The sequence below is a fragment of the Vibrio scophthalmi LMG 19158 genome (genome assembly GCF_000222585.1).
Lineage (GTDB): Bacteria > Pseudomonadota > Gammaproteobacteria > Enterobacterales > Vibrionaceae > Vibrio > Vibrio scophthalmi.
Genome location: NZ_AFWE01000225.1, coordinates 1 through 20,922 on the forward strand (window position 1 = coordinate 1; position 20,922 = coordinate 20,922).

The 20,922-nt window shown below is 45.3% G+C and carries 21 protein-coding genes and 1 pseudogene; 12 read left to right on the forward strand and 10 right to left on the reverse strand.

Annotated features, from left to right (window positions below):
• Window positions 1-5: 5 nt before the first annotated feature.
• The 5 genes from RH88_RS21540 to hemC form a co-directional block, all read right to left on the reverse strand.
• Complete coding sequence (locus tag RH88_RS21540) at window positions 6-338, reverse strand: c-type cytochrome (protein ID WP_005600013.1); 333 nt, start codon at window positions 336-338, stop codon at window positions 6-8.
• A gap of 120 nt (window positions 339-458) precedes the next feature.
• Window positions 459-1,637, reverse strand: a complete 1,179-nt coding sequence (locus RH88_RS21545) for a heme biosynthesis protein HemY (protein WP_005600015.1) — start codon at window positions 1,635-1,637, stop codon at window positions 459-461.
• Window positions 1,637-2,884, reverse strand: coding sequence for a uroporphyrinogen-III C-methyltransferase (locus RH88_RS21550; RefSeq protein ID WP_005600017.1), 1,248 nt, complete (start codon window positions 2,882-2,884; stop codon window positions 1,637-1,639). The genes RH88_RS21545 and RH88_RS21550 overlap by 1 nt, the downstream gene beginning before the upstream one ends.
• Window positions 2,885-2,894: 10 nt before the next feature.
• Entirely contained in the window at window positions 2,895-3,629 is a 735-nt protein-coding gene (locus tag RH88_RS21555) for a uroporphyrinogen-III synthase (protein ID WP_005600019.1), read from the reverse strand.
• 5 nt (window positions 3,630-3,634) lie between these two features.
• The gene (gene hemC, locus RH88_RS21560; RefSeq protein ID WP_005600020.1) at window positions 3,635-4,573 is read right to left on the reverse strand and encodes a hydroxymethylbilane synthase; all 939 of its coding nucleotides are present in this window, start codon (window positions 4,571-4,573) and stop codon (window positions 3,635-3,637) included.
• 348 nt (window positions 4,574-4,921) lie between these two features.
• On the opposite strand from hemC, the gene RH88_RS21565 reads away from it, so the two are divergent.
• Entirely contained in the window at window positions 4,922-7,450 is a 2,529-nt protein-coding gene (locus RH88_RS21565; protein ID WP_005600021.1) for a class I adenylate cyclase, read from the forward strand.
• 97 nt (window positions 7,451-7,547) lie between these two features.
• Here RH88_RS21565 and cyaY read toward each other — a convergent pair whose 3' ends face one another.
• Complete coding sequence (gene cyaY / locus RH88_RS21570) at window positions 7,548-7,862, reverse strand: iron donor protein CyaY (RefSeq protein ID WP_005600023.1); 315 nt, start codon at window positions 7,860-7,862, stop codon at window positions 7,548-7,550.
• Between the two features lie 75 nt (window positions 7,863-7,937).
• Here cyaY and lptM point away from each other — a divergent pair, with 75 nt between their 5' ends.
• From lptM to yigB, 6 genes and pseudogenes are all read left to right on the forward strand, one after another.
• Window positions 7,938-8,060 carry an LPS translocon maturation chaperone LptM gene (gene lptM / locus RH88_RS24145; RefSeq protein ID WP_005600024.1) on the forward strand — a complete coding sequence of 41 codons (123 nt, stop codon included), beginning with the start codon at window positions 7,938-7,940 and terminating at the stop codon, window positions 8,058-8,060.
• Window positions 8,061-8,116: 56 nt separating this feature from the next.
• The gene (gene lysA, locus RH88_RS21580) at window positions 8,117-9,370 is read left to right on the forward strand and encodes a diaminopimelate decarboxylase (RefSeq protein WP_005600025.1); all 1,254 of its coding nucleotides are present in this window, start codon (window positions 8,117-8,119) and stop codon (window positions 9,368-9,370) included.
• A gap of 10 nt (window positions 9,371-9,380) precedes the next feature.
• Window positions 9,381-10,212, forward strand: a pseudogene (dapF, locus tag RH88_RS21585) (diaminopimelate epimerase).
• A 14-nt stretch (window positions 10,213-10,226) separates the two neighbouring features.
• Window positions 10,227-10,931 carry a DUF484 family protein gene (locus tag RH88_RS21590; protein ID WP_005600026.1) on the forward strand — a complete coding sequence of 235 codons (705 nt, stop codon included), beginning with the start codon at window positions 10,227-10,229 and terminating at the stop codon, window positions 10,929-10,931.
• Entirely contained in the window at window positions 10,903-11,823 is a 921-nt protein-coding gene (xerC, locus tag RH88_RS21595) for a tyrosine recombinase XerC (RefSeq protein WP_005600028.1), read from the forward strand. The genes RH88_RS21590 and xerC overlap by 29 nt, the downstream gene beginning before the upstream one ends.
• Window positions 11,824-11,875: 52 nt before the next feature.
• On the forward strand, window positions 11,876-12,589 hold the full coding sequence (gene yigB / locus RH88_RS21600; protein ID WP_005600030.1) for a 5-amino-6-(5-phospho-D-ribitylamino)uracil phosphatase YigB: 714 nt from the start codon (window positions 11,876-11,878) through the stop codon (window positions 12,587-12,589).
• A 24-nt stretch (window positions 12,590-12,613) separates the two neighbouring features.
• Here the strand turns inward: yigB and RH88_RS21605 are convergent, their stop codons facing one another.
• From RH88_RS21605 to RH88_RS21620, 4 genes are all read right to left on the reverse strand, one after another.
• On the reverse strand, window positions 12,614-13,243 hold the full coding sequence (locus tag RH88_RS21605; protein WP_005600032.1) for a tRNA-uridine aminocarboxypropyltransferase: 630 nt from the start codon (window positions 13,241-13,243) through the stop codon (window positions 12,614-12,616).
• Complete coding sequence (locus RH88_RS21610; RefSeq protein WP_005600034.1) at window positions 13,243-14,784, reverse strand: COG3650 family protein; 1,542 nt, start codon at window positions 14,782-14,784, stop codon at window positions 13,243-13,245. Before RH88_RS21610 ends, RH88_RS21605 begins: the two co-directional genes overlap by 1 nt.
• Before the next feature lie 198 nt (window positions 14,785-14,982).
• Window positions 14,983-15,810: a Cof-type HAD-IIB family hydrolase gene (locus RH88_RS21615; RefSeq protein WP_005600037.1), complete on the reverse strand. Its 828-nt coding sequence runs from the start codon at window positions 15,808-15,810 to the stop codon at window positions 14,983-14,985.
• Window positions 15,811-15,940: 130 nt separating this feature from the next.
• Window positions 15,941-16,930 (reverse strand): alpha/beta fold hydrolase, encoded by a 990-nt coding sequence (locus tag RH88_RS21620; protein ID WP_005600039.1) that lies wholly within the window; start codon window positions 16,928-16,930, stop codon window positions 15,941-15,943.
• 84 nt (window positions 16,931-17,014) lie between these two features.
• Between RH88_RS21620 and rhtB the strand changes: the two genes are divergently transcribed.
• The 5 genes from rhtB to RH88_RS21645 all read left to right on the forward strand — a co-directional run bounded on the left by rhtB (window position 17,015) and on the right by RH88_RS21645 (window position 20,884).
• Window positions 17,015-17,632 carry a homoserine/homoserine lactone efflux protein gene (gene rhtB, locus RH88_RS21625; protein WP_005600041.1) on the forward strand — a complete coding sequence of 206 codons (618 nt, stop codon included), beginning with the start codon at window positions 17,015-17,017 and terminating at the stop codon, window positions 17,630-17,632.
• 32 nt (window positions 17,633-17,664) lie between these two features.
• The gene (locus tag RH88_RS21630) at window positions 17,665-18,891 is read left to right on the forward strand and encodes an EAL and HDOD domain-containing protein (protein ID WP_005600043.1); all 1,227 of its coding nucleotides are present in this window, start codon (window positions 17,665-17,667) and stop codon (window positions 18,889-18,891) included.
• 109 nt (window positions 18,892-19,000) lie between these two features.
• Complete coding sequence (locus RH88_RS21635) at window positions 19,001-19,342, forward strand: metalloregulator ArsR/SmtB family transcription factor (protein ID WP_005600045.1); 342 nt, start codon at window positions 19,001-19,003, stop codon at window positions 19,340-19,342.
• Window positions 19,343-19,362: 20 nt separating this feature from the next.
• Window positions 19,363-20,364, forward strand: a complete 1,002-nt coding sequence (locus tag RH88_RS21640; protein ID WP_005600047.1) for an ArsJ-associated glyceraldehyde-3-phosphate dehydrogenase — start codon at window positions 19,363-19,365, stop codon at window positions 20,362-20,364.
• Between the two features lie 10 nt (window positions 20,365-20,374).
• On the forward strand, window positions 20,375-20,884 hold the full coding sequence (locus RH88_RS21645; RefSeq protein ID WP_005600048.1) for a cyclin-dependent kinase inhibitor 3 family protein: 510 nt from the start codon (window positions 20,375-20,377) through the stop codon (window positions 20,882-20,884).
• Window positions 20,885-20,922: the final 38 nt, after the last annotated feature.

The following is a 20,922-nucleotide window of genomic DNA, read 5'->3' on the forward strand; positions in this document are numbered from 1 at the left end:
TAATGCTACTCATTGACTTGCTCAATATAGGTGAAGATCAATTTTACCTCTTGCTCTGAAAGTACACTTCCCCATGCCGGCATTCCTTCATTGCCATTTAAAACGGTATCTATTAGTTCTGCTTCACTTTCAAACCAAGAGTTTAAACCCTGATATATATTACCGGGCTGCTCGGGTAATGCTTTACCGACGATGCCGTCTCCGTGTCCTTTAGGGCCATGGCACGAAGTGCAAAGTGATTGATATAACTGTTGGCCTCGAAGCTGCTCTGCTTTTACTGAGTTCGATAGGCCAATTATAGAGAGGGTGGTTAAAGAGAGAACTAACAACGACTTCATTCGATATCCTGTTAACTAGTTTTAAGTAAGTAGGATAACGGTATGGCAATGAAATATTTGTCGATTGAAGATGTAAAAAAACCGACCCAAAGGCCGGTTTCTATTTATATTTTGAACGATTTAGTGGCTTGCGAGAGTGAGTGCTTTTTTAGATACCTCATGTGCCGCTTTATTAAAGTTTTGCTTTTCCAGCGTATCGGCTAAATAGGCGTAGTCAGAGACACTTGAACGCAGCGCAAGCGCTTTCTCAAAGTGCTGCTGGGCATCAGCCCAATGCTGATTACGTAATAGGAACTGTGCTAGAGCGCTGTGAGCTTCAGCGTTGTTACCATCTTTACGCAATACGTCTTCAAGGAAGACAATAGCAGGGTGGTTATCAGCAAGATTCATCTGTGGCAGCAACTTATAAAGGTCACTGCTTGGATGCTTTTTAAGGGTCTCTTTTACGACAGTAAAGGCATGAGCATCCGCTTTGCGCAAAATGAGTTGCTTCGCGAAGCACTCAACAAGGTGCAAGTCACTCTTTAACTTACGTGATAAGCCATTCCAGTGTTGGATTAGACCTTCACTGCCTTTTTGTCCTGCTATTTCAGCCAATAAGCCACACTCTGCTCGTAGAGTGAACTGCTGTTGGTCATCTTTGGTAATAAGCTTAGCTTTAAGTAGTTTTGGCTGTAGCTCCAGCAATGGTTCCCATAGCTTGAGTTCAAGATAAACCGTTTTGAGCAAACTAAGCAAGATAGCATTGTTAGGGTAATCCCCTTTAAGATCTGACAGAGTTGCAAAAGCCTGTTCAAATAAACCTTCACGTATTTGTTGTTTTGCACGTGTGAGTTCAACGGCTAAGCGCGAGTCTTTTTGCTCTAATGCTAGCTGCAAATAGTGGTCGCGTTTTTCATTATCGGCCATGCCTTGAGCGGCTTCAGAAGCAACTAAGTAACACAGTAAAGGCATATCATGATGATTTGCCCAACGGGTGACTTTTTTCTCCGCTGTTTTGAAGTCACCTTCAAGTAAGCTGATGATACCTTCGTTTGTTAGGCGGCGAGACCGGCGCATTTTACGCACGCTGAAATAGTTCCAAGTGGCAGAACTCGCGTAAAACATTTTCTTTAATAGGTACTCTAAGCCAAATAGTGCGGCTAGAGTTGCAATGACGAAAATGACTAACGTTGTTACGCTCATTTCCAGCGTTTTGTTCGCTACTGAGATAAGTACGTAACCCTGCTGGCCAGAATACTGGCTGCCAACAAAGAGACCTGCACCAAGAACGATAAAGAGAAATATGAGTCGAAACATTATTTATCCTCCGTTCCTAATGTGGTGACCTCTCGACGCAATCTATCACGAATTACGTCAGATAAAGTTTGTTGGGTTTCCAGTTTAACTGGATAGTCGACTTGGACATTTTGTTCACTTAACAGAGTCAATGCCTTATCAAACTCTTTGACGGCATTGCTGTCCGGGTCGAAGAAGGAGTGCGACCATTGCTCTGCCGTATCCAGCGCTGCAATGTAGATGTCTTGTTGTTCGATATAGACAGCTTTGATTGCGGTCTCTAGCTTCGCTTTCATATTTTCTTTTAAATAGAAGTGCTGCTGTGGAGAGAGCAAAGGAATGATGTTGCCATCGCGAGAGCGGAACGTAATAAAATTCTCAGAAAAATCTTTGAGTGAAGTTTTTAGATTCTCCTGCCAATCGGTAATGTCCTGTGAAACTTCTTGGGGCTGCTCAGGCTGCGCATCCGGCAAGATAGCATTGGCCAGTGGTAAGTCATCGACTTGTTGCTGAAGTGCCGTTAACCGTAACACCAGACCATCACGGTCGATAATTGGAATCGATTTTAAAGTCGTAATGTCTTTCGCCATCAATTTACGCAGTGGTACTAGGCTTGGATCGTTTAATGCGGCAATACGCTGATCCGCGCTTTCCATTAATTGAGTGGCGCTTTCAGCATCATGTTCGAGAAATAGTTTTCGTCCGGCCAGTTTGACTAGGTAATCGGCTTCGGCAAGCAACCAATCATTCGGCCTACGGCCTTTTACGTCCGCAATTGCCAGTTGTAGGCTTTCAATACTTTTTTGTTGCTGAGCTAGAATGGTTTCAGCATGATGAGTGACTTCTGTCGCTTTGGCTAATGTTGCTTTTTCTGTGGCGGCAAGCTCACTTTGTATTGATGATTGGGTTTGCTCTAATTGGCTACGCAGTGCGTTGATTTGAGCTTGGTATTGGGCATCTTTTTGTTGCAAGTGATAGGTTAATCCACCGCCAAACAAGATTGAGAGTACGATGGCAACTACACCCAACTTTACGCCTCGTTTGCCTTGTTTCTCTTCAAACGTGACGGCTTTTTCGCTGGTTTGAGTATCGGAAGGTGTGGTGGCAGTCTTATTTGTGGAGTGATTAGCTGCCTCGCCCTTATCGGCTGAACCTTTCACTTCACTCTTCTTTGATGACGCGAGTTGGTCTGTTGACTGGGTATCGGTCGTTACCGCACTTTCTTTCTCTGATTTAACTTGATCGTTATTGTTCTTTTTACTTGTCATGATACTCGTCCTATCTGTTTGGCCAGAGAGTTGCCAATAAATCTTGGTTTGAAGCACTTCCTGTATTGACGACGGAATGGAAGCCAAAGCGTCGCGCTTCATTTGCGATCCGTTCACTAGGAACGAAAAGCGTTAGTTGTTGTAACCAGCTTTGGAACTGAGGCGCGATTTGCTGGATAAAAAAGTTAAGTTGCCCAGAGCTGGTGATCACTACTTGATCGACATGGCTATCTTGCCAGAGTGGTACCGTTAATTCTGAGCGGAAAGCGAGATTTTCTCGTTTATATACTTCGCAATATTCTACGTGAGCTTGGCGTTGTATAAGTGTGTCAAATATGAGTTCACGGCCACCATTGCCACGTAATATCAAAATACGTTGCCCTGCAATACTGCCAAGTTGCGGCATGCTAAGTAAATGCTCGCTATCACTTACTAATGGATAGTTTACGTTTTGTTGCGTGGCTTTGCCTAAATAGTGTGCGGTTTTTTGACCAACGGCAAGGTAAGTGATGGATTGAGGCCAATGATGCTGATATTTCTCTATCGCTTTGTTCGCGTATTGCACCGCATGTTGGCTGACAGCGATAACAATGTCTGCATGCTTAAGTTGCAGAGGTAAGCTGGAGAGTTGCTCTCCAGCTTGGATGGTAATCAGTGGGTGATGAAGCGCTTTCAATCCACGCAGCTTAAGCTGATGGCAAAGCGCTTTCCCTTGTTCACCAGGTCGAGTGACCAACACTGTCATGGTGATTACTCGTGTTCAGCGTAAAGCCTAGTTAAAATGTCGCGGGCACCTTGATCTAACAATTGGTTTGCTAGCGTAATACCTAACTCTTCAGCTTGTTCACGTGGGCCTTGAATTTCGCCACGAATGATTTGAGAACCATCAGGTTCACCCACCAATGCACGTAGCCAAATTTGGTCACCGTCGAGTAATGAATAACTGCCGATAGGCACTTGGCAACCACCTTCAAGAGTGAGGTTCATTGCGCGTTCACAAAGGACGCGGTCTGCGGTGTCTTTGTGATTAAGTGGTTCTAGTAGCTTGATAAGGCGTTCATCGTCTAAGCGACATTCAATGCCAACAGCGCCTTGTCCTACTGCAGGCAGAGACTCTTCTGCTTCCATAAAGCTACGGATACGCTCTTCCAGTTTCAAGCGTTTAAGGCCAGCGGCTGCGAGAACAATCGCGTCATATTCACCCGCATCAAGTTTGCTTAAACGCGTGCCAACGTTACCACGCAGATCTTTGATAATAATATCCGGGCGGCGTTCTTTGATTTGGCACTGGCGACGTAGACTGCATGTGCCAACAACAGAGCCTTGTGGCAGCTCATCAATATTATTGTAGGTATTCGATACGAAGGCATCACGTGGGTCTTCACGTTCACAAATGGTCACAAGACCAAGGCCGTCAGGAAAATCAACCGGCACATCTTTCATTGAGTGAACGGCGAGATCGGCACGACCTTCTAACATCGCCACTTCCAGCTCTTTTACAAATAGGCCTTTACCGCCCACTTTGGCCAGCGGTGTATCAAGGATAATGTCGCCTTTGGTTACCATGGTCACCAGTTCTACTTCTAGGCCTGGGTGAGCAGCTTGTAGAGCGTCTCTAACAAAATAAGCTTGCCACAAAGCGAGTGGGCTTTTGCGTGTTGCAATTCGGATTGGAGATGAATGTGTCATAATCGCCTACGATAATTAAAAGCTTGAATACGCTTATCCTACCATTGTGCGGGTGAAAAATTTACTGGCGATTGCAGGGGGAGTGCAATTCCCGATCAAGTAGCACATTATTGCCAAAATAGTGTGATAGCTATCCCGTTTATCGACTAGGCTGTTATAAGAAAATAGAGTTACACACCACACTATGGGGTGAGTGAACGACGGAAGTTGAGCAGCAAAACAATGTAGAATCGATCGTACAATTCTTTACCAATTCAAATAAAAATGATAGATTGATCACGTTTTGTTGGTGCTTTAGGCGAATTATTAACCGAAGCATCGAATAGGAAATCATTCAAGGAATAACCCTTGCAGGCTTACACTGAGAAGTTGATCCAAAGATTAGATAACTTAAACCAGCAGCGAATCGATCGCGCGCTGGCGCTTATGGATTTGCAAGCTCAGCGAGTCTTCCATCTGATTCCTGTCCTCCTACACTACAACCATCCTGTTTTCCCTGGCTTTTATGACGCTCAAGTTCCTTATGGGATTCATCATCTCGATCTGAATTCAATTCAACGTCAATTTGTTGAAGATACTGAGCTAACCATTGGCCAATCACTGGTCTCTCGAGAGACTCCCTCTATCCTTGCGCTTTATACCATGGGCAGTACCTCATCAATCGGGCAAAGTACCTCGAGTGATTTGGATATTTGGGTCTGTGTATCACCATCAATGAGTCATGATGAGCGCGAAAGCCTCAACAATAAATGCTTGTTGATTACTGATTGGGCACAAAGCCAAGGGGTGGAAGCGAACTTTTTCATCATGGATGAAGATCGCTTTAAGTCGAATCGTTCTGAAGAAATGACCGGTGATAACTGTGGTTCATCACAACACATGCTGTTGTTGGATGAATTTTATCGCAGTGCGGTCCGTTTGGCTGGACAACGATTGTTATGGCAGATAGTGCCGCCAGAAATGGAAGAGTGCTACGACGAATACGTAGAGCGTTTGTGTCATGCCGGCACGATAGATTGTTCTACTTGGATTGATTTTGGTCAGTTGAACCGAATTCCAGCGGAAGAATATTTCGGCTCGAATTTGTGGCAGTTGTACAAAAGTATCGACTCACCTTATAAGTCGGTACTGAAAGCCATCCTGTTAGAAGCGTATTCGTGGGAGTACCCAAATACTCAGCTTTTAAGTTTAGATACGAAGCGTCGCTTCTTTGCTGATGAACCCGATCTTTATGGCATGGATACGTATTATCTGATGCTCGAGAAGGTAACTCGTTATTTAGAGCGTATTGGTGATACCACGCGTCTTGATCTTGTCCGTCGTTGTTTCTATCTCAAAACGCATGAAAAACTGTCGCGTGAACCGGGTGTCGGTTCTGTCGCATGGCGTCGTGAAGCAATGAACGAAATGGTGAAGCAATGGCATTGGTCACAGGCAACCATCGTGGAGCTTGATGACCGACGACATTGGAAAGTTGAGCAAGTGAAAGTGGTGCACCATGCATTGCTTGATGCTTTGATGCTGAGCTACCGCAACCTGATCCAATTTGCGCGCCGCAATGATATTACTTCGGCTATTAGCCCGCAGGACATCAGTATTTTGGCGCGTAAGCTTTATGCGGCCTTTGAAGTCTTGCCAGGTAAGGTAACCTTACTTAACCCACAAATTTCACCGGATCTACACGAGCCGGATCTGACCTTTATTGAAGTGCCGCAAGGGCGTACTAATCAGTCAGGTTGGTACCTCTACAAGCAACCACTGCAACCGATGCGTATTCTTGGTCAGCCTCATCTTGAGCACAACGAATACTTAAGTAAGTTAGTGGCGTGGGCATTTTTTAATGGTTTGATCACCGAATCGACACGCTTAAATTCGGTGATTCGCGATGCGTATCTGGATATTGATAAGTTTTATCAAATGGTCAGCGATTTGCGTAATACCTTCTCGCTGCGTAAACGTCGCCCAACAATGCAGGCGCTTGCGAGCCCATGCGAAATCAGCCAATTGGCCATGTTCATCAACTTTGAAGATGATCCAACTGCAGAGTTGAGTGGCAAGTCGCTTAAAGTCGATTTGAAAAATATCGATGTGTTTAGTTATGGCCCAGAGCAGAAGTGTTTGGTTGGCAGTGTCGATTTGGTCTACCGTAACTCTTGGCATGAAGTAAGGACTTTGCATTTCCAAGGTGAAACGGCAATGCTCGATGCGCTGAAAACCGTATTGGGCAAAATGCATCAAGACGCGTTGCCACCAGAATCGGTGGACGTGTTCTGTTACAGCAAAAATCTACGTGGCGTAATGCGTAATATGGTCTATCAGTTGTTGGCTGAATGTATCGACTTGCGTTTAAAACCGGTTGAGCAAGAAAAGCGTCGCCGCTTTAAAGCTCTACGCATTGCTCAGCAGATGTATGGTTTGTTCTTTGAGCGTCGTGGTGTATCAGTGCAGATGCTGGAAAACTCGGTTGATTTTTACCGCAGTATTTCTTCCAATAAGCTTAAAGGCTCACCGCTGTTGATGTTGGATAAAGATCAAGATTACCAGTTGCCAGAAATTGTAGATAACTATGCTAGCGAAGGTTTGGTGCAGTTCTTCTTTGAAGATAATGAGCAAGGCTTCAATATTTATGTGTTGGATGAATCCAACCGAGTGGAAGTTTATCACCAGTTTAATGGTGAGAAAGATGAAATGATCGCCAGCGTGAATAGTTTCTATACTTCCGCGCGTGATGATAGCCAAGTGGCATCGAAGCTGATTAACTTTAACTTACCGCAGTATTATCAGATTGTGCATAACGTCGATGAAGAGCCCTACATTGTGCCTTATCGAAATGATGGCGCTACCTACACCAAGCCGAATCGAGCGATTAATGCCTAATCGCACAGAGTATTGAGATCGAATAAGAGCACCATAAAGGTGCTCTTATTGTTTGTATGGTCTTTATCGCACTTGGCGGAGGCGAAAGCCAGTTCGGCTACACCCATTCAATCTCTTCGTCGGCGTGTTTTTCACACTCTTGCTTAACCATGGCAATCAATTCAACGCCCGTCTTAGAACAAATCCATTGTTGATCAATATAAGCAAAGTGGAAGCCGCCAGAGCGCGAAGCTAACCAAATTTCTTTCATTGGTTCTTGGCGGTTGATGATGATTTGACTGCGATTTTCAAATTCTAGCGTCATCACATTGCCTGAAGTTTCAAAATCGATATCCGCGCCAGAATCATCAATCATTTCTTCGATGATTTGCATTTGTTTGTCCGCAAGTTGATGAAATTCTGTCTCGTTCATCTTGTCTATCCTATTGCTTTTCTTGAGTGTGGTGCGATTATAGGGGGCATTGGAATAATAATCACGATTAGCCCCATGAAAAAATCAATCTTAGCTCTGTTTTTACTATCAATGTTGGGTTTGGCAGGTTGCGGTCAAACAGGTCCGCTCTACATGCCTGACGATGCTCCGCAGAATGAGCAGTCTCAAGAAAATTAATATCGGCAAGTGATGTCGGTCAGTCGACAAAGAAAATCTTAAAAGGGAAAGCAATTTTGGATTACTTCAATTATCAGGATGATGGCCAACTTTGGGCCGAAGAGGTTCCTTTATCTGATTTAGCAGAGCAATTTGGAACACCACTTTATGTCTATTCACGTGCAACGCTGGAACGCCATTGGCATGCGTTTGATAAAGCCGTTGGTGAACACCCGCATTTAGTTTGTTTCGCAGTGAAAGCCAACTCAAACATTGGCGTATTGAATACGCTGGCTCGTTTAGGTTCTGGCTTTGATATTGTCTCAGGCGGTGAGCTTGAGCGTGTTATCGCGGCAGGTGGTGAGCCAAGTAAAGTTGTGTTTTCTGGCTTAGGTAAAACAGAAGCGGAAATGAAACGTGCGTTAGAACTCGGCATTAAATGTTTTAATGTTGAATCTGAACCTGAACTGGAGCGCTTAAATAAAGTCGCGGCAGAATTAGGGGTGAAAGCGCCGGTCTCATTACGCATCAATCCAGATGTCGATGCTCAGACCCATCCATACATTTCTACTGGTTTACGTGAAAACAAATTTGGTATCGCTTTTGATCGTGCTCCAGTGGTGTATGAACTTGCCGTTCAATTACCTCACCTTGATGTCAAAGGCATAGATTGCCATATCGGTTCACAGTTGACGGATCTTGAACCTTTCATTGATGCTACCGATCGTCTATTGGCTCTGATTGATGAGTTGAAGTCGAAAGGCATCAATATTCGCCATCTTGATGTGGGTGGTGGTCTTGGTGTTGTTTATCGTGATGAGTTGCCTCCTCAGCCATCTGACTATGCCAAAGCCTTACTTGGTCGCCTAGATAATCATCAAGATCTTGAATTGATCTTCGAACCGGGTCGTGCCATCTGCGCCAACGCCGGTGTCTTACTGACTAAGGTTGAATTCCTAAAGCACACTGAACACAAAAACTTTGCCATTATTGACGCGGCGATGAACGACTTGATGCGCCCTGCGCTATACCAAGCGTGGCAAGATATCGTGCCAGTGACACCGCGAGATGGTGCAGCAAAAGATTACGATGTGGTCGGGGCTATTTGTGAAACCAGTGATTTCTTGGGCAAAGACCGTTCATTGGCGTTAGAGCCAAATGATTTACTGGCGGTACGTTCTGCTGGTGCTTATGGCTTTGTGATGTCGTCTAACTACAATACGCGTACTCGTGCGGCAGAGGTGATGGTTGATGGCAATCGAGCCCACCTAGTCCGTCAACGCGAAGAACTCACTAGCCTATGGGCGCTAGAGAGCGTTTTACCGGAGTAATAGAGACTGTATGCATTTCCATTTTTCTAAAATGCATGGTTTGGGTAATGATTTCATGGTTGTGGATTGCATTACTCAAAACATCTTTTTCTCACCTGATTTGATCCGCCGTTTGGCGGATCGTCATACTGGTGTCGGTTTCGACCAGTTACTGGTGGTTGAAGCGCCATATGATCCAGAAACCGATTTTCATTACCGCATATTCAATGCGGATGGCAGCGAAGTTGAGCAATGTGGTAATGGTGCACGCTGCTTTGCTCGTTTCGTGCGTATGAAAGGCCTTACCAATAAATACAGCATCAGCGTGAGCACTAAAAAAGGCAAAAATGGTTCTCTATTGTGAAGAGGACGATCAGATCACCGTGAATATGGGTGAGCCTGAATTTGAGCCAAGTAAAATTCCATTTAAAGCCAAACAAATGGAAAAAACCTATATTCTGCGCACTGAAGAAAAAACCCTTTTCTGTGGTGCGGTCAGTATGGGTAACCCACACGTAGTGACAGTGGTCGATGATGTCGATACCGCGGATGTAGAAACGTTAGGGCCATTACTCGAATCACACGAACGTTTCCCAGAGCGCGTCAATGCTGGCTTTATGCAAGTGGTGAATCGCAACGAAGTGAGCCTGCGTGTTTACGAACGCGGTGCAGGTGAAACACAAGCTTGTGGTAGTGGTGCCTGTGGTGCGGTTGCTGTGGGTATTTTGCAGGGTTTATTGGATGAGACCGTTAGGGTTTCCCTACCTGGTGGATCTTTGAGTATTCGCTGGAAAGGAGTCGGTAGTCCGCTGTATATGACAGGGCCTGCGAGCCATGTTTATGATGGTCAGATTAACTGTTAATTAAGGATCGTTTTGTGTCTCAAATAAAAGCGGATGCATTGACTGCAGAAGTGGTTGCAGAGTATCTGCGTGACAATCCAGATTTTTTTGTCGACCGTCGTGAGTTGGTGGATCGTTTAGCTCTGGCTAATCAAGAGCAAGGTGCGGTTTCATTGGTGCATATTCAAATGAATCGTCAGCGCCAGCGAATTGAAGAGTTAGAAGAAGAGATTACCGGTTTAATGTCGTTGGCGGCTAACAATGACAAGACCTTTCACGAATTTATGGATCTGCAAGAGCAGGTTTTGAAAAGTGATGCATTATTGGATGCGATTGAGGCGATTGAAAACAAAGCCAAGTCACTTGGTTTAGTCGCTTATGTGCGTTTATTCGATTCTCAATCGGCACGTAATCGACTCGCACCAGAGCATTACCAGCGTTTCGCTACCAATCACCTAAATGGTAAGTCAGCGTACTTAGGCCGAATGCGTAAAGCCGACCGAGAGCTGTTGTTTGGGGAACACAATCGTTCGCCAGAGCTTGGTTCTTACGTTGTGCTACCTTTAAGTAAAGGAAAAACTCAAGGATTGATAGCGTTTTCCAGTGAAGATGGCGGCCACTTCCAACCCCATATGGATACCTTGTTTTTACGCCATTTAGCGTCGGTACTTTCTCATGTTATCGCCACGCTACCTTGGCAAGTGGACAGCAATGAGCGAATCAGTACAACCTCTGCCTAATAGTCTTCAACAGCCCTTGGATCGCTTCTATGAATACCTGCGAAGTGAAAAAGGGCTGAGTCTTCATACCCAACGTAATTACAAACAGCAGCTGGAAACCATGGCGCAGCACCTGCGCAGCATGGGCTTAAATGACTGGACACAAGTTGATGCTGCTTGGGTGCGTCAACTCGCGAGTAAAGGCATGCGTGAAGGGATGAAAGCCAGTAGCTTGGCGACTCGTCTTTCTTGCCTGCGCAGTTTCTTTGACTTTCTTTTGTTGCGTGGCGAGTTAACCGCTAACCCGGCGAAAGGGGTCTCTGCACCAAGAAAAAAACGCCCACTACCGAAAAATCTCGATGTGGATGAAGTCGGTCAACTGCTCGAAGTCACCGATGATGATCCTCTTTCGATTCGCGATCGTGCCATGATGGAACTGATGTATGGCGCAGGCTTACGTTTAGCTGAGATGGTGAGTGTGAATCTAAAAGATGTTAGCTTGTTTAGTGGCGAGCTACGCGTGGTCGGTAAAGGCGATAAAGAACGTAAAGTGCCGTTTTCAGGCATGGCCAAAGAGTGGGTCGGCAAATGGTTAAAAGTCCGTTCTGGTTTAGCCAATAGTGATGAAAAAGCGCTGTTTGTTTCTAAGCTGGGTGTTCGGATCTCGCATCGCAACGTACAAAAGCGCATGGCGGAGTGGGGACAAAAACAATCGGTCGCGAGCCATATTAGTCCACACAAACTGCGTCATTCGTTTGCTACCCATATGCTGGAGTCGAGTAATAATCTACGTGCGGTACAAGAATTGCTCGGGCATGAGAATATCTCGACCACGCAAATTTATACCCACCTTGATTTCCAGCACTTGGCACAAGTGTATGATCAGGCCCATCCTCGAGCGAAAAAGAAATAATCCAATAATGACTCTGTGTGCAACTGGCGAATGAGCAGCAAAAGGTGACATGATGAAATTTTACCGTTCACGACAACCAATCGAAGCGATGAGCTTTGATCTCGATGACACCTTATATGATAACCGCCCGGTGATCCGTAAGATGACTCAGCAAGTGAATCAGTGGTTTCATCATCATCACCCGATCTCTGCTACCCATTCAGAACAGTGGTGGTTAGAGTTAAAAATGGCTCTGGCGGAACAAGACAACTGGCTTTATAGCGATCTGACGCAGTGGCGTCACCGCACGACTGCGCAAGGCTTGATGCTCTTGGGTTATTCGTCATCTCAAGCACACCAAGCTGCTGACGATTTACTGCAAGTCACACTAGAACATCGTAGTGATTTTATTGTTCCCCAAGAGACGCATCGCGTGATGGCTCAGTTAGCTGAGAAAAGACCATTGGTCGCAATCACCAATGGTAATGTTGATTTAGAGCGTATTGGCTTGAGTGATTATTTTAGCTTAGTGCTAAAAGGTGGACGTGATGGCTATGCTAAGCCACATGCGGATATGTTTGTTAAAGCGCAGCAGTATTTAGCAATAGAAGCGAAACGCATCTTGCATGTTGGCGACCACCTCAACACGGATGTCGCAGGCGCGAAACGAAATGGTTTCCAAGCCTGTTGGTATAACGATCAAGGCGTGTCGTTAACGCAAGCACGCCATGCTCGTTTACTGCCAGACATCGAGATTCATCGATTAGATGCCTTGCTAACGCTATAACATCCGCCCCATCACAGACGCGTCTTAGCTTTTTAAGGCGTGGCCACTTTTATCAGCTTGGAAGGCGCGCATATAGTGCTGGAAAAAATCATTCAGTTGCTGCGCTTGTACTGCAAAGCCTAACTCTTCGACAATACAACTTCCTACCTCAATCGTGCATAAATGTCCCTGCTGTTGATTGCGACGCAACTGATAGCTAGATTGCTGTTGTGGCAGTAAATGCACGCTCGGTAATACTTGGAGCCATGGGCTCTTTTGCCACATTTTTTTTGCTTCTTGCCAGGTGCCATCTAACACAATGAATAAGGGAGTTTTCGAGCTAGAGGTCTGCTCGGCATGATGATAGGCATCACTTAGCGCAATGCTCTCGTCATTGGGAAACAGTAAATATGCACAGTAAGCGGGATCGTTGATCATTGCCAGTAGTTTGGGGCAAGGCTGCTTACGTTGCCAAATATGCAGGCTGGTGGAAGAGATGGCTTTCAAAAGCCATTGGCCGGTATTGGTTTCTCGGGTTAACTCATTTTCATGCATTAGTAGCGCAATATGCGCGGGTAATTCAAACTTAGGCAGGTGCGAGCAGACACATTGATGGTGCAGGCCGCAATCGGCACATGCACCATTTTGATGTGTGTTTGTCGATGACAATGGCATCACATCTGTACCCCTTGCTGGTGTGGAGTGAGGCCATCACTGAATAATTGTACTTGGCTAATATCATTGAGCCCGGCGACAGGCGCAACACTTGGATTGAGTGGGTAATGTGAGCCGCTATAGCGTAATAGGTGTTGGTTAGGTTGCGCGCCACCACCACTGACAAATAGCACCAAATCACGCCAACCGTGCTGCACGTTTTTACCGAGATTGAGTGGCGTATTGACTAGCGTAATACGGCTATTGAAGTGCCATTGTTGGTCATTATTGGCAAAAATCAACAGAGTACAGCCACCTGAACCACACCAATCGAGTTGTACCAGTAATTCAGGTTGGTTATCACCATTTAAATCATAAGTGAGCCAGCGATAGCGGGTGTTTTCTGGGTCAATGTTTTCTGCCTTGAAATAGTCACGCAGAGCGCGGTCGACTTTAGGATTAAATTCTGCTGATGAAGGAATGGCTTGGCTGATTAAGTTGCTACCTTGTTGAGCTGATGGGATCTCAGGTGATTCCGCCTGAAACAAGACTAAACCACCATCGGCAATCGGATAAATGATCTCGCCGACTTTTTCTTTAGTCGCGCTTAGCTTATCACCATCACGAGTAAATAGACGTTCAGAGAGTAAAGGTTGCTGCTGGTGGTGGGTCATTACCACTTGGACTTGGTTGGCATTGAGTTGTTGCCAATAACCTCGCTCAACAGAGTCATTGCTGCCATCCGCATATTGATATGTCGTTGTGGCGGTATGATCAGCTTTTACATCTAATTTGATGCTAAAGGTGCTGTTTTGGGTTGATGCTGCTTGGTAGCTTCCAACCCAGCTTTGGGTTGCATCAGCGTTAGACAGGGTCGCACAGCCATTATAGTTTTTCCCATCAATGACTAAGTTCGCGCTCCAGCCATACAAGCTATCGCTCATGCCGTCAGAACAGCTGCGCAAATTGAGCTCTAGCTGACCTTGGTCAAAATCGTAGCGACGACGGTTGGGCTCAATACGTGAGGTGGTGATTGGAAAATCTTGCTTTGCGCCTCCCATAGGCTGAAAGCTTAAATGAGTCGGAGTGAAATCTAATGACCAAAAAGGTTCATTGCCAAAGGCACGGGTATTTTGCGTTTTGCGTTCACATCGATGAGGGTTTTCAGCGGTAAGCATATTGACCTTATCAACCACAAAGCGGGCGGTGTAGTCGGCGTCAAAGCCTTCGTTCCCCGAGGTTTCTAAGTGGCCAATCATCTCGCCATACATAGGCTGGTAAGGTGTATTGGTGAGTTTAATACCCTGTTGGAATTTATCATTATCCAGCGATAGCCAGTATTGTTGTTCACTGCCACAGGGCTGAATGGAACTGACTTCATGACCCAGGATCACTTCGCCACGCATAATGAACGTTTGCGGTTTGATGGAGTTCGGTTGGTCTAAACTGGCATTTGCTTGTTGTGTTTTCGCCGATGTAAGCTCAGAGCTTGTGTCGAACATTGAACAAGCTTGTAGTGCCAGTAGGCTGGCGATTGCGACTGGGGTTCTCAGCGCCTTCATGTTTATCTTCCTTATACGAACTGTCATCAAGAGCTATTATGGCTGGTTATTGAAAACTGAACCAGATCTCTTGTTTATAGACAGCGAACGATAGGGAAAAGTTGCCGATAACGGAAAGGGAATGGACGGTTAGAGAAAATGGTTGCGATAAAAACAAAAAAGGCAGCCAGAGCTGCCTTTTGATCACTAATGAGTGATTTAGAACAAATGTTCACGCAAGTAATGGGCAACCGCATCATCGGCGTTGCTACCAATCACTTCATTATTTGGTAGTGCTTGTTTAACGCGTGGGTGTGAGGTTTCCATAACTAAGCCTTTACCGGCCATTTGTAGCATTTCGACATCGTTCATTCCATCACCAAAGGCAATGCAGTTTTCTAGTTTGAAGCCCATCGATTCTGCGACAGCTTGAAGAGCATCTCCCTTTGATACGTCTGCAGCCATCACTTCTAAACACCAAGGTGTTGAGAACGCGATATTCAGTTTATCGCCAAACTTTTCATTCAACTTTTCTTCAAACGAGACGAGATACTCATGATCTTGCGCTGGATGCGTGAAGAACAATTTTGCCACACCTTCAGTCGGTGGGTTGTTGATATCAAAGAGTGTGTAAGTAAAGCCAGAGTCTTTGTGGTATTCACGCAGCGTTTCATCGTCACGATCTAACATCCAATCATCATTGCGGTAAAGATGAATAAAAATCTCTGGATCCTCCTTGATCGTTTCGATCACCGATGGAATCAATTCTGCTGGAACGTTGTTGCTGTACATCAACTGATTTTGTTGATCATGTACGCGAGCACCGTTGGCCGTAATCATGTACGCCGGAATCCCCACTTGTTCACGGATACTGGCAACGTCGACATGGTGGCGACCCGTCGCAAAGATAAAGGTGTAGCCTTTGTCGTGCAGATCTTTCAATGTCTGTTTAGAAAAATCACTAAGCTGGTGGTTTGGCGCGAGAAGTGTGCCATCAAGATCTGAAGCGACTAATTGAAAAGGAGTGTCTTTGCGTGTGGTGGTCATATTGCCCTCATTTGAACATACAGCGGCAACACGAGAAATCGTATTGCAGAATGCTCAGTTTACTTGAATTTAGTGACAAAAAAGAGGGTAAAAAAATAACACGCCTTTTCCTTATTTAGTCGAGCTTAGATCAATGTTGGGCAAAGAAATCCAAAGTGGTTTGTAACGTTTGGTTTCGGTACTCGTCACGCTCAAACAACAACTCATGGCGGGCATGATGAACAATCTTCATTGCACAGTGAGAATTGGTTTTGGCCAGCTTCTTAATAAAGCGGATCTGAGCCGAGTTGGAGACGACGCGATCATCGCCAGCTTGCAGCAATAAAAACGGTAACTTTATTTGCCTTGTGAGCAGCAGGCATTGTTTGCATGCCATTATACTTTGCCACACCCAACGTGTACTCGCGCCGCCAACTTGCAATTGTGGTTGCGTGTCATATAGCTGACGAAACCATTGGTAGCGAATAGGGCTTTGGCTGAGTAAGTTACCATCAAAAGGTTTTGCGTAGTAAGGTACTTGGCCTGGTGCATAGTTAGGTTGGCTGTGCAATGCGGTGAGTAATTGGCTGAGAATCATCGCGATTGGTTTTAAATACCATTTTAGATTCATACCAAACATCGGCGCCGTTGCGGCCATGGCATCAAACGGTTGTTCATGATGGGTTTGCACGTAACGAGTGATGATGTTCCCCCCCATTGAGTGCCCCAATAGATAACGTTTTTTATAGTGCTCTAGATCGAAGTGTTTGACCATTAAAGCCAAATCATCGACATAGTCATCAAACTCGTCTACGTAACCGATGTCATGGTTGGCAACTAAACGGTCTGATAGTCCCTGGCCACGATGATCATAGGCATAGATGTTGTAACCTTGCTGAAATAGGTCAAAGAACAATTCTTGATATTTATAGGTACATTCAATACGGCCATTTACAACTACAATCGCTTTAGAGTGCTTTTTTGAAGTGAGCGAAACCCAGAAAAGCTGGCGCTTATCAGAGGTCTTAATGAAGCCTTCATCACGAGTGTGCCATAAGGCGGCAACTTCGTTATTGATTGCTTGCTCAAAATGGGACTCTTGAGTATAACGAGGCTGAATGATTGCGCTCTCTGTAGTCATGTTTGGTTGGCCCTAACGTCTTTTGGGTAGTACAACGAGTTTAAATTATGTGTGGCTAACGCTGTTTAGTCGAGAGGAAATACCATGGATCTGCATGTTTGGTTCGCTTATATCGTGACCGCGATTGTTTTTAGTCTTGCGCCCGGCTCAGGTACCGTGAATTCCATCAGTAATGGTTTAAGTTATGGAACGCGTAAATCATTAGGTGCAATTGTTGGTCTGCAAATTGGCTTGGCTTTTCATATTGTACTGGTGGGAGCGGGTATTGGTGCTCTGGTGGCTCAGTCTGCGATGGCATTTACGGTAATAAAGTGGGTAGGGGCCGCTTACCTAGTTTGGCTTGGTGTTCAGAAATGGCGTGATCAAGCCAGTTTGTCGACCAACAATACCGATCTACAACTCAGTGGCTGGCATTTAATGCGTAATGCGGTATTGATTAACTTAACCAACCCGAAATCAATTGTCTTTTTGGTGGCTCTTTTTCCGCAATTTATTGATCCAACCAAGCCGCAAGTGGTGCAATTTGCGATACTAGGCGCAACAACTGTGGTGATCGACGCAATTGTGATGCTGGGTTACACCACTTTGGCATCACAAATGGGACGCTTCATTCGTTCTGAAAATGTAATGGGTAAGATCAATAAGGTATTCGGTTCCATGTTTGTTGGATGTGGGGCATTATTGGCGACAGCCAAAGGTTAAATAGCTGATAATAATGATAATATAGTGGATTAATGAAGCATACTTATGTGGCAAGGCAACCAATACTGAACGCACGGCGGCAAACCCTAGGGTATGAGCTGCTGTTTCGTGATGGTGAAAAAAATGCCTACCCTGCTCATGTGGAATCAAACCGTGCGACTTATCGTCTAATTGCTGAAAATTTTTTGAGCATTGGCACTAACCCTGTCATTGCTCATTCCCGCTGTTTTGTCAATTTCCCTTATCAGAGCCTTATTCGCCGCCTACCTCTTTCGCTACCAAAAGACAAAATCGTCATTGAAGTACTAGAAACTTGCCAACCTACCGATGAATTGTATGCTGCTGTTCGCGAGTTGCGGCAACAAGGCTATCTGCTTGCATTGGACGATTTCGTTTATAGTCGTGAGTGGGAGCGTTTTCTTCCCTTAGTCCATATTGTCAAAATAGACATTTCTGCCATGGGATTAGACAACGCCTGCCAATTTGCTCGTCAACGACTTGCCCAAGGTAGCAAGCGTAAATACTTAGCGGAGCGTGTCGAAACCGAGCAAGAATTTACCGCGGTGCGTGAAGCGGGTTTTCACTTCTTTCAAGGGTACTTCTTTAGCAAGCCAGAAATGGTACGACAACGCTATGTGAGTCCAGAGCAATTGATAGCGATGGAGTTGTTTCGCGAGGTGTGCCAGACCGAGGTGAATTTTGACCGTGTCGAACGTATCGTAGCGAAAGATGTCACGCTGTCATACAAGCTACTGCACTTTGTAAACTCGCTATCGGAAAGATTAGAGGTTTCGATTTCCTCATTTCGTCAGGCTTTAATTTATTTGGGCCAAGACCGATTGAAAATGTTTGTCTCGCTGGCGGTGGCTTCTTTTGTTTCTACCAAAAAGCCCCGAGAGTTGTTTAACCTTTCTCTGCAGCGGGCGCAGTTCTGCTCTTTGATGTCGAACACTAACCCTTTTCAACAACAGCAAGACCAAGCGTTTCTCATTGGCTTGTTTTCCATCTTAGACGCGATGTTTGATCTTTCTATTGAGCATTTAGTCGATCAACTTCCTTTGAACCAAGCGATTAGGCTTGCTTTACTTGAGCGTAAAGGCCCTTACGGCATTTTGTTAACCATCGAAGAGTGTTATGAAAAAGCCGATTGGCAAGGAATGCAAGAAGCGTGTGAGCTGCTCAATTTATCCATGGATGATGTGATGATAAAAATCGCAGAGGCTCAAAAGTGGAGCCAAACCATTCAACAACTTAGTTAAGTCCTCCTCCCTCTGAGAAAATGAATTATTTATGACAAGACGTTTCTCGCTCTTGATCAAAGTAAAAAAACAAATCAATATATACGTATATCCATATATGAGTATATTTATGCTGCCTCACCAGTTTTTCAAATTACTTTCCGACGAGACTCGAGTGCGTTGCTTGATGCTTATCATACGAGAGGAATGCCTTTCTGTAGGTGAACTTACGCAAGCGCTGCAAGAGAGCCAACCGAAAATATCACGTCACCTTGCTCAATTACGTTCTAGCGGCATCTTGATTGATGTGCGCCAAGGGCAATGGGTGTTCTATCGTCGTGCGGCTGACCTTCCGGGATGGATGAACAAATTGATTGATGACTTGGTGGCCTCAAACTGTTTAAAAAATGAGTACCAACAAGACATCGATAGACTTAACGCGATTCAGGCTCGTCCTGTTTGCTGCCAATAAACATAGAAAGAGACTCGATTATGACTATTAAAGTAGGGATTAACGGATTCGGCCGTATTGGTCGTCTTGCACTTCGCGCCGCTTTCGACTGGCCAGAGCTAGAATTTGTTGCCATCAATGATGTCGCAGGTGACTGTGCAACATTAGCACATCTGCTGGAATTTGATTCCATACAGGGCCGTTGGAACCACTCTGTGCAAGTAGAAGGTGATGAGATGATCATTGCCGGTCAGCGCATTAAAACGACCCAACAAAAAGCTATTGATGCGGTGGATTGGTCAGGCTGTGACGTGGTGATTGAAGCGACCGGAGTACACCGTAAAACTGCATTTCTAAATCAATATCTTGCACAGGGCGTGAAGCGCGTTGTGGTTTCTGCGCCAGTGAAAGAAGAGGGGGTCGCGAATATTGTTGTGGGTGTGAATGATGAGATTTTTAATCCTGATCTACACCGTATTGTGACCGCTGCGTCATGCACAACCAACTGTATTGCACCGATCGTTAAAGTGATCCATGAAAAATTAGGTATTGAGCAATCGGCTTTTACCACCATTCATGACTTAACCAATACGCAAACCATTTTAGATGCGCCGCATAAAGATCTGCGTCGTGCACGTGCTTGTGGCATGAGTCTTATCCCCACGACAACCGGTTCTGCGACGGCGATTGTGGAAATCTTCCCTGAATTAGCAGGCAAGATTAATGGTCATGCAGTCCGTGTTCCTCTGGCGAATGCCTCACTAACCGATATCATTTTCGATGTGAAAAGCGATACGACAGCGGAAGAAGTGAATGCTTTACTGAAAGAAGCTTCGCAAGGTGAACTGCAAGGTATTCTAGGTTTTGAAGAACGCCCATTAGTTTCGATCGATTATAAAGGCGATCAACGTTCAACCATCGTGGATGCGCTCTCGACCATGGTTGTTGGTAAGCGCATGGTGAAGATCTACGCTTGGTATGACAATGAAATGGGTTACGCAACTCGTACGGCGGAGCTCGTTCGTACGGTCGGTTTAGCATAAGGAAACAATCATGACATATTCAGATTTAGCTCACCCAACATGGCAACTTGACGTTGCAGAAGGCGCACTGATCTTAACCCCTTGCCCAGGTACTAAAGATGCTTCTTTATATGAAAGCTTAGAACAGCTGAAAGCGCAGGGCGTCGAAGCCATTGTGACGGCGTTGGATTACAAAGAACTAGCAGAGAAAAACGTTTCCCAGCTTGGATCGTTAACTCAAGAGCTTGGTATGCAGTGGTTTCAAATTGAAATCGAAGATGATTGCGCGCCAGACGGTAACTTTATGAGCAAATGGCAAGCAGCTTCTCCAGCATTGCAAGCGATTGTGGATAAAGGTGGCAAAGTGGCGATGCACTGTATGGGCGGTTCTGGCCGTACCGGTTTGCTTGCCGCGCATCTATTGCTTGAGCGTGATTGGGCATTGGATGAGATCGTTTCACAAGTTCAAGCCTTACGTCCTGGCGCATTTACTAAGCCAGTGCAAATTGCGTATATCGAGCAGGTTGCTCAAGGCGAATAACCGCTTGTAGGGCTTTTGGAACATGGGTAACCCAAAGC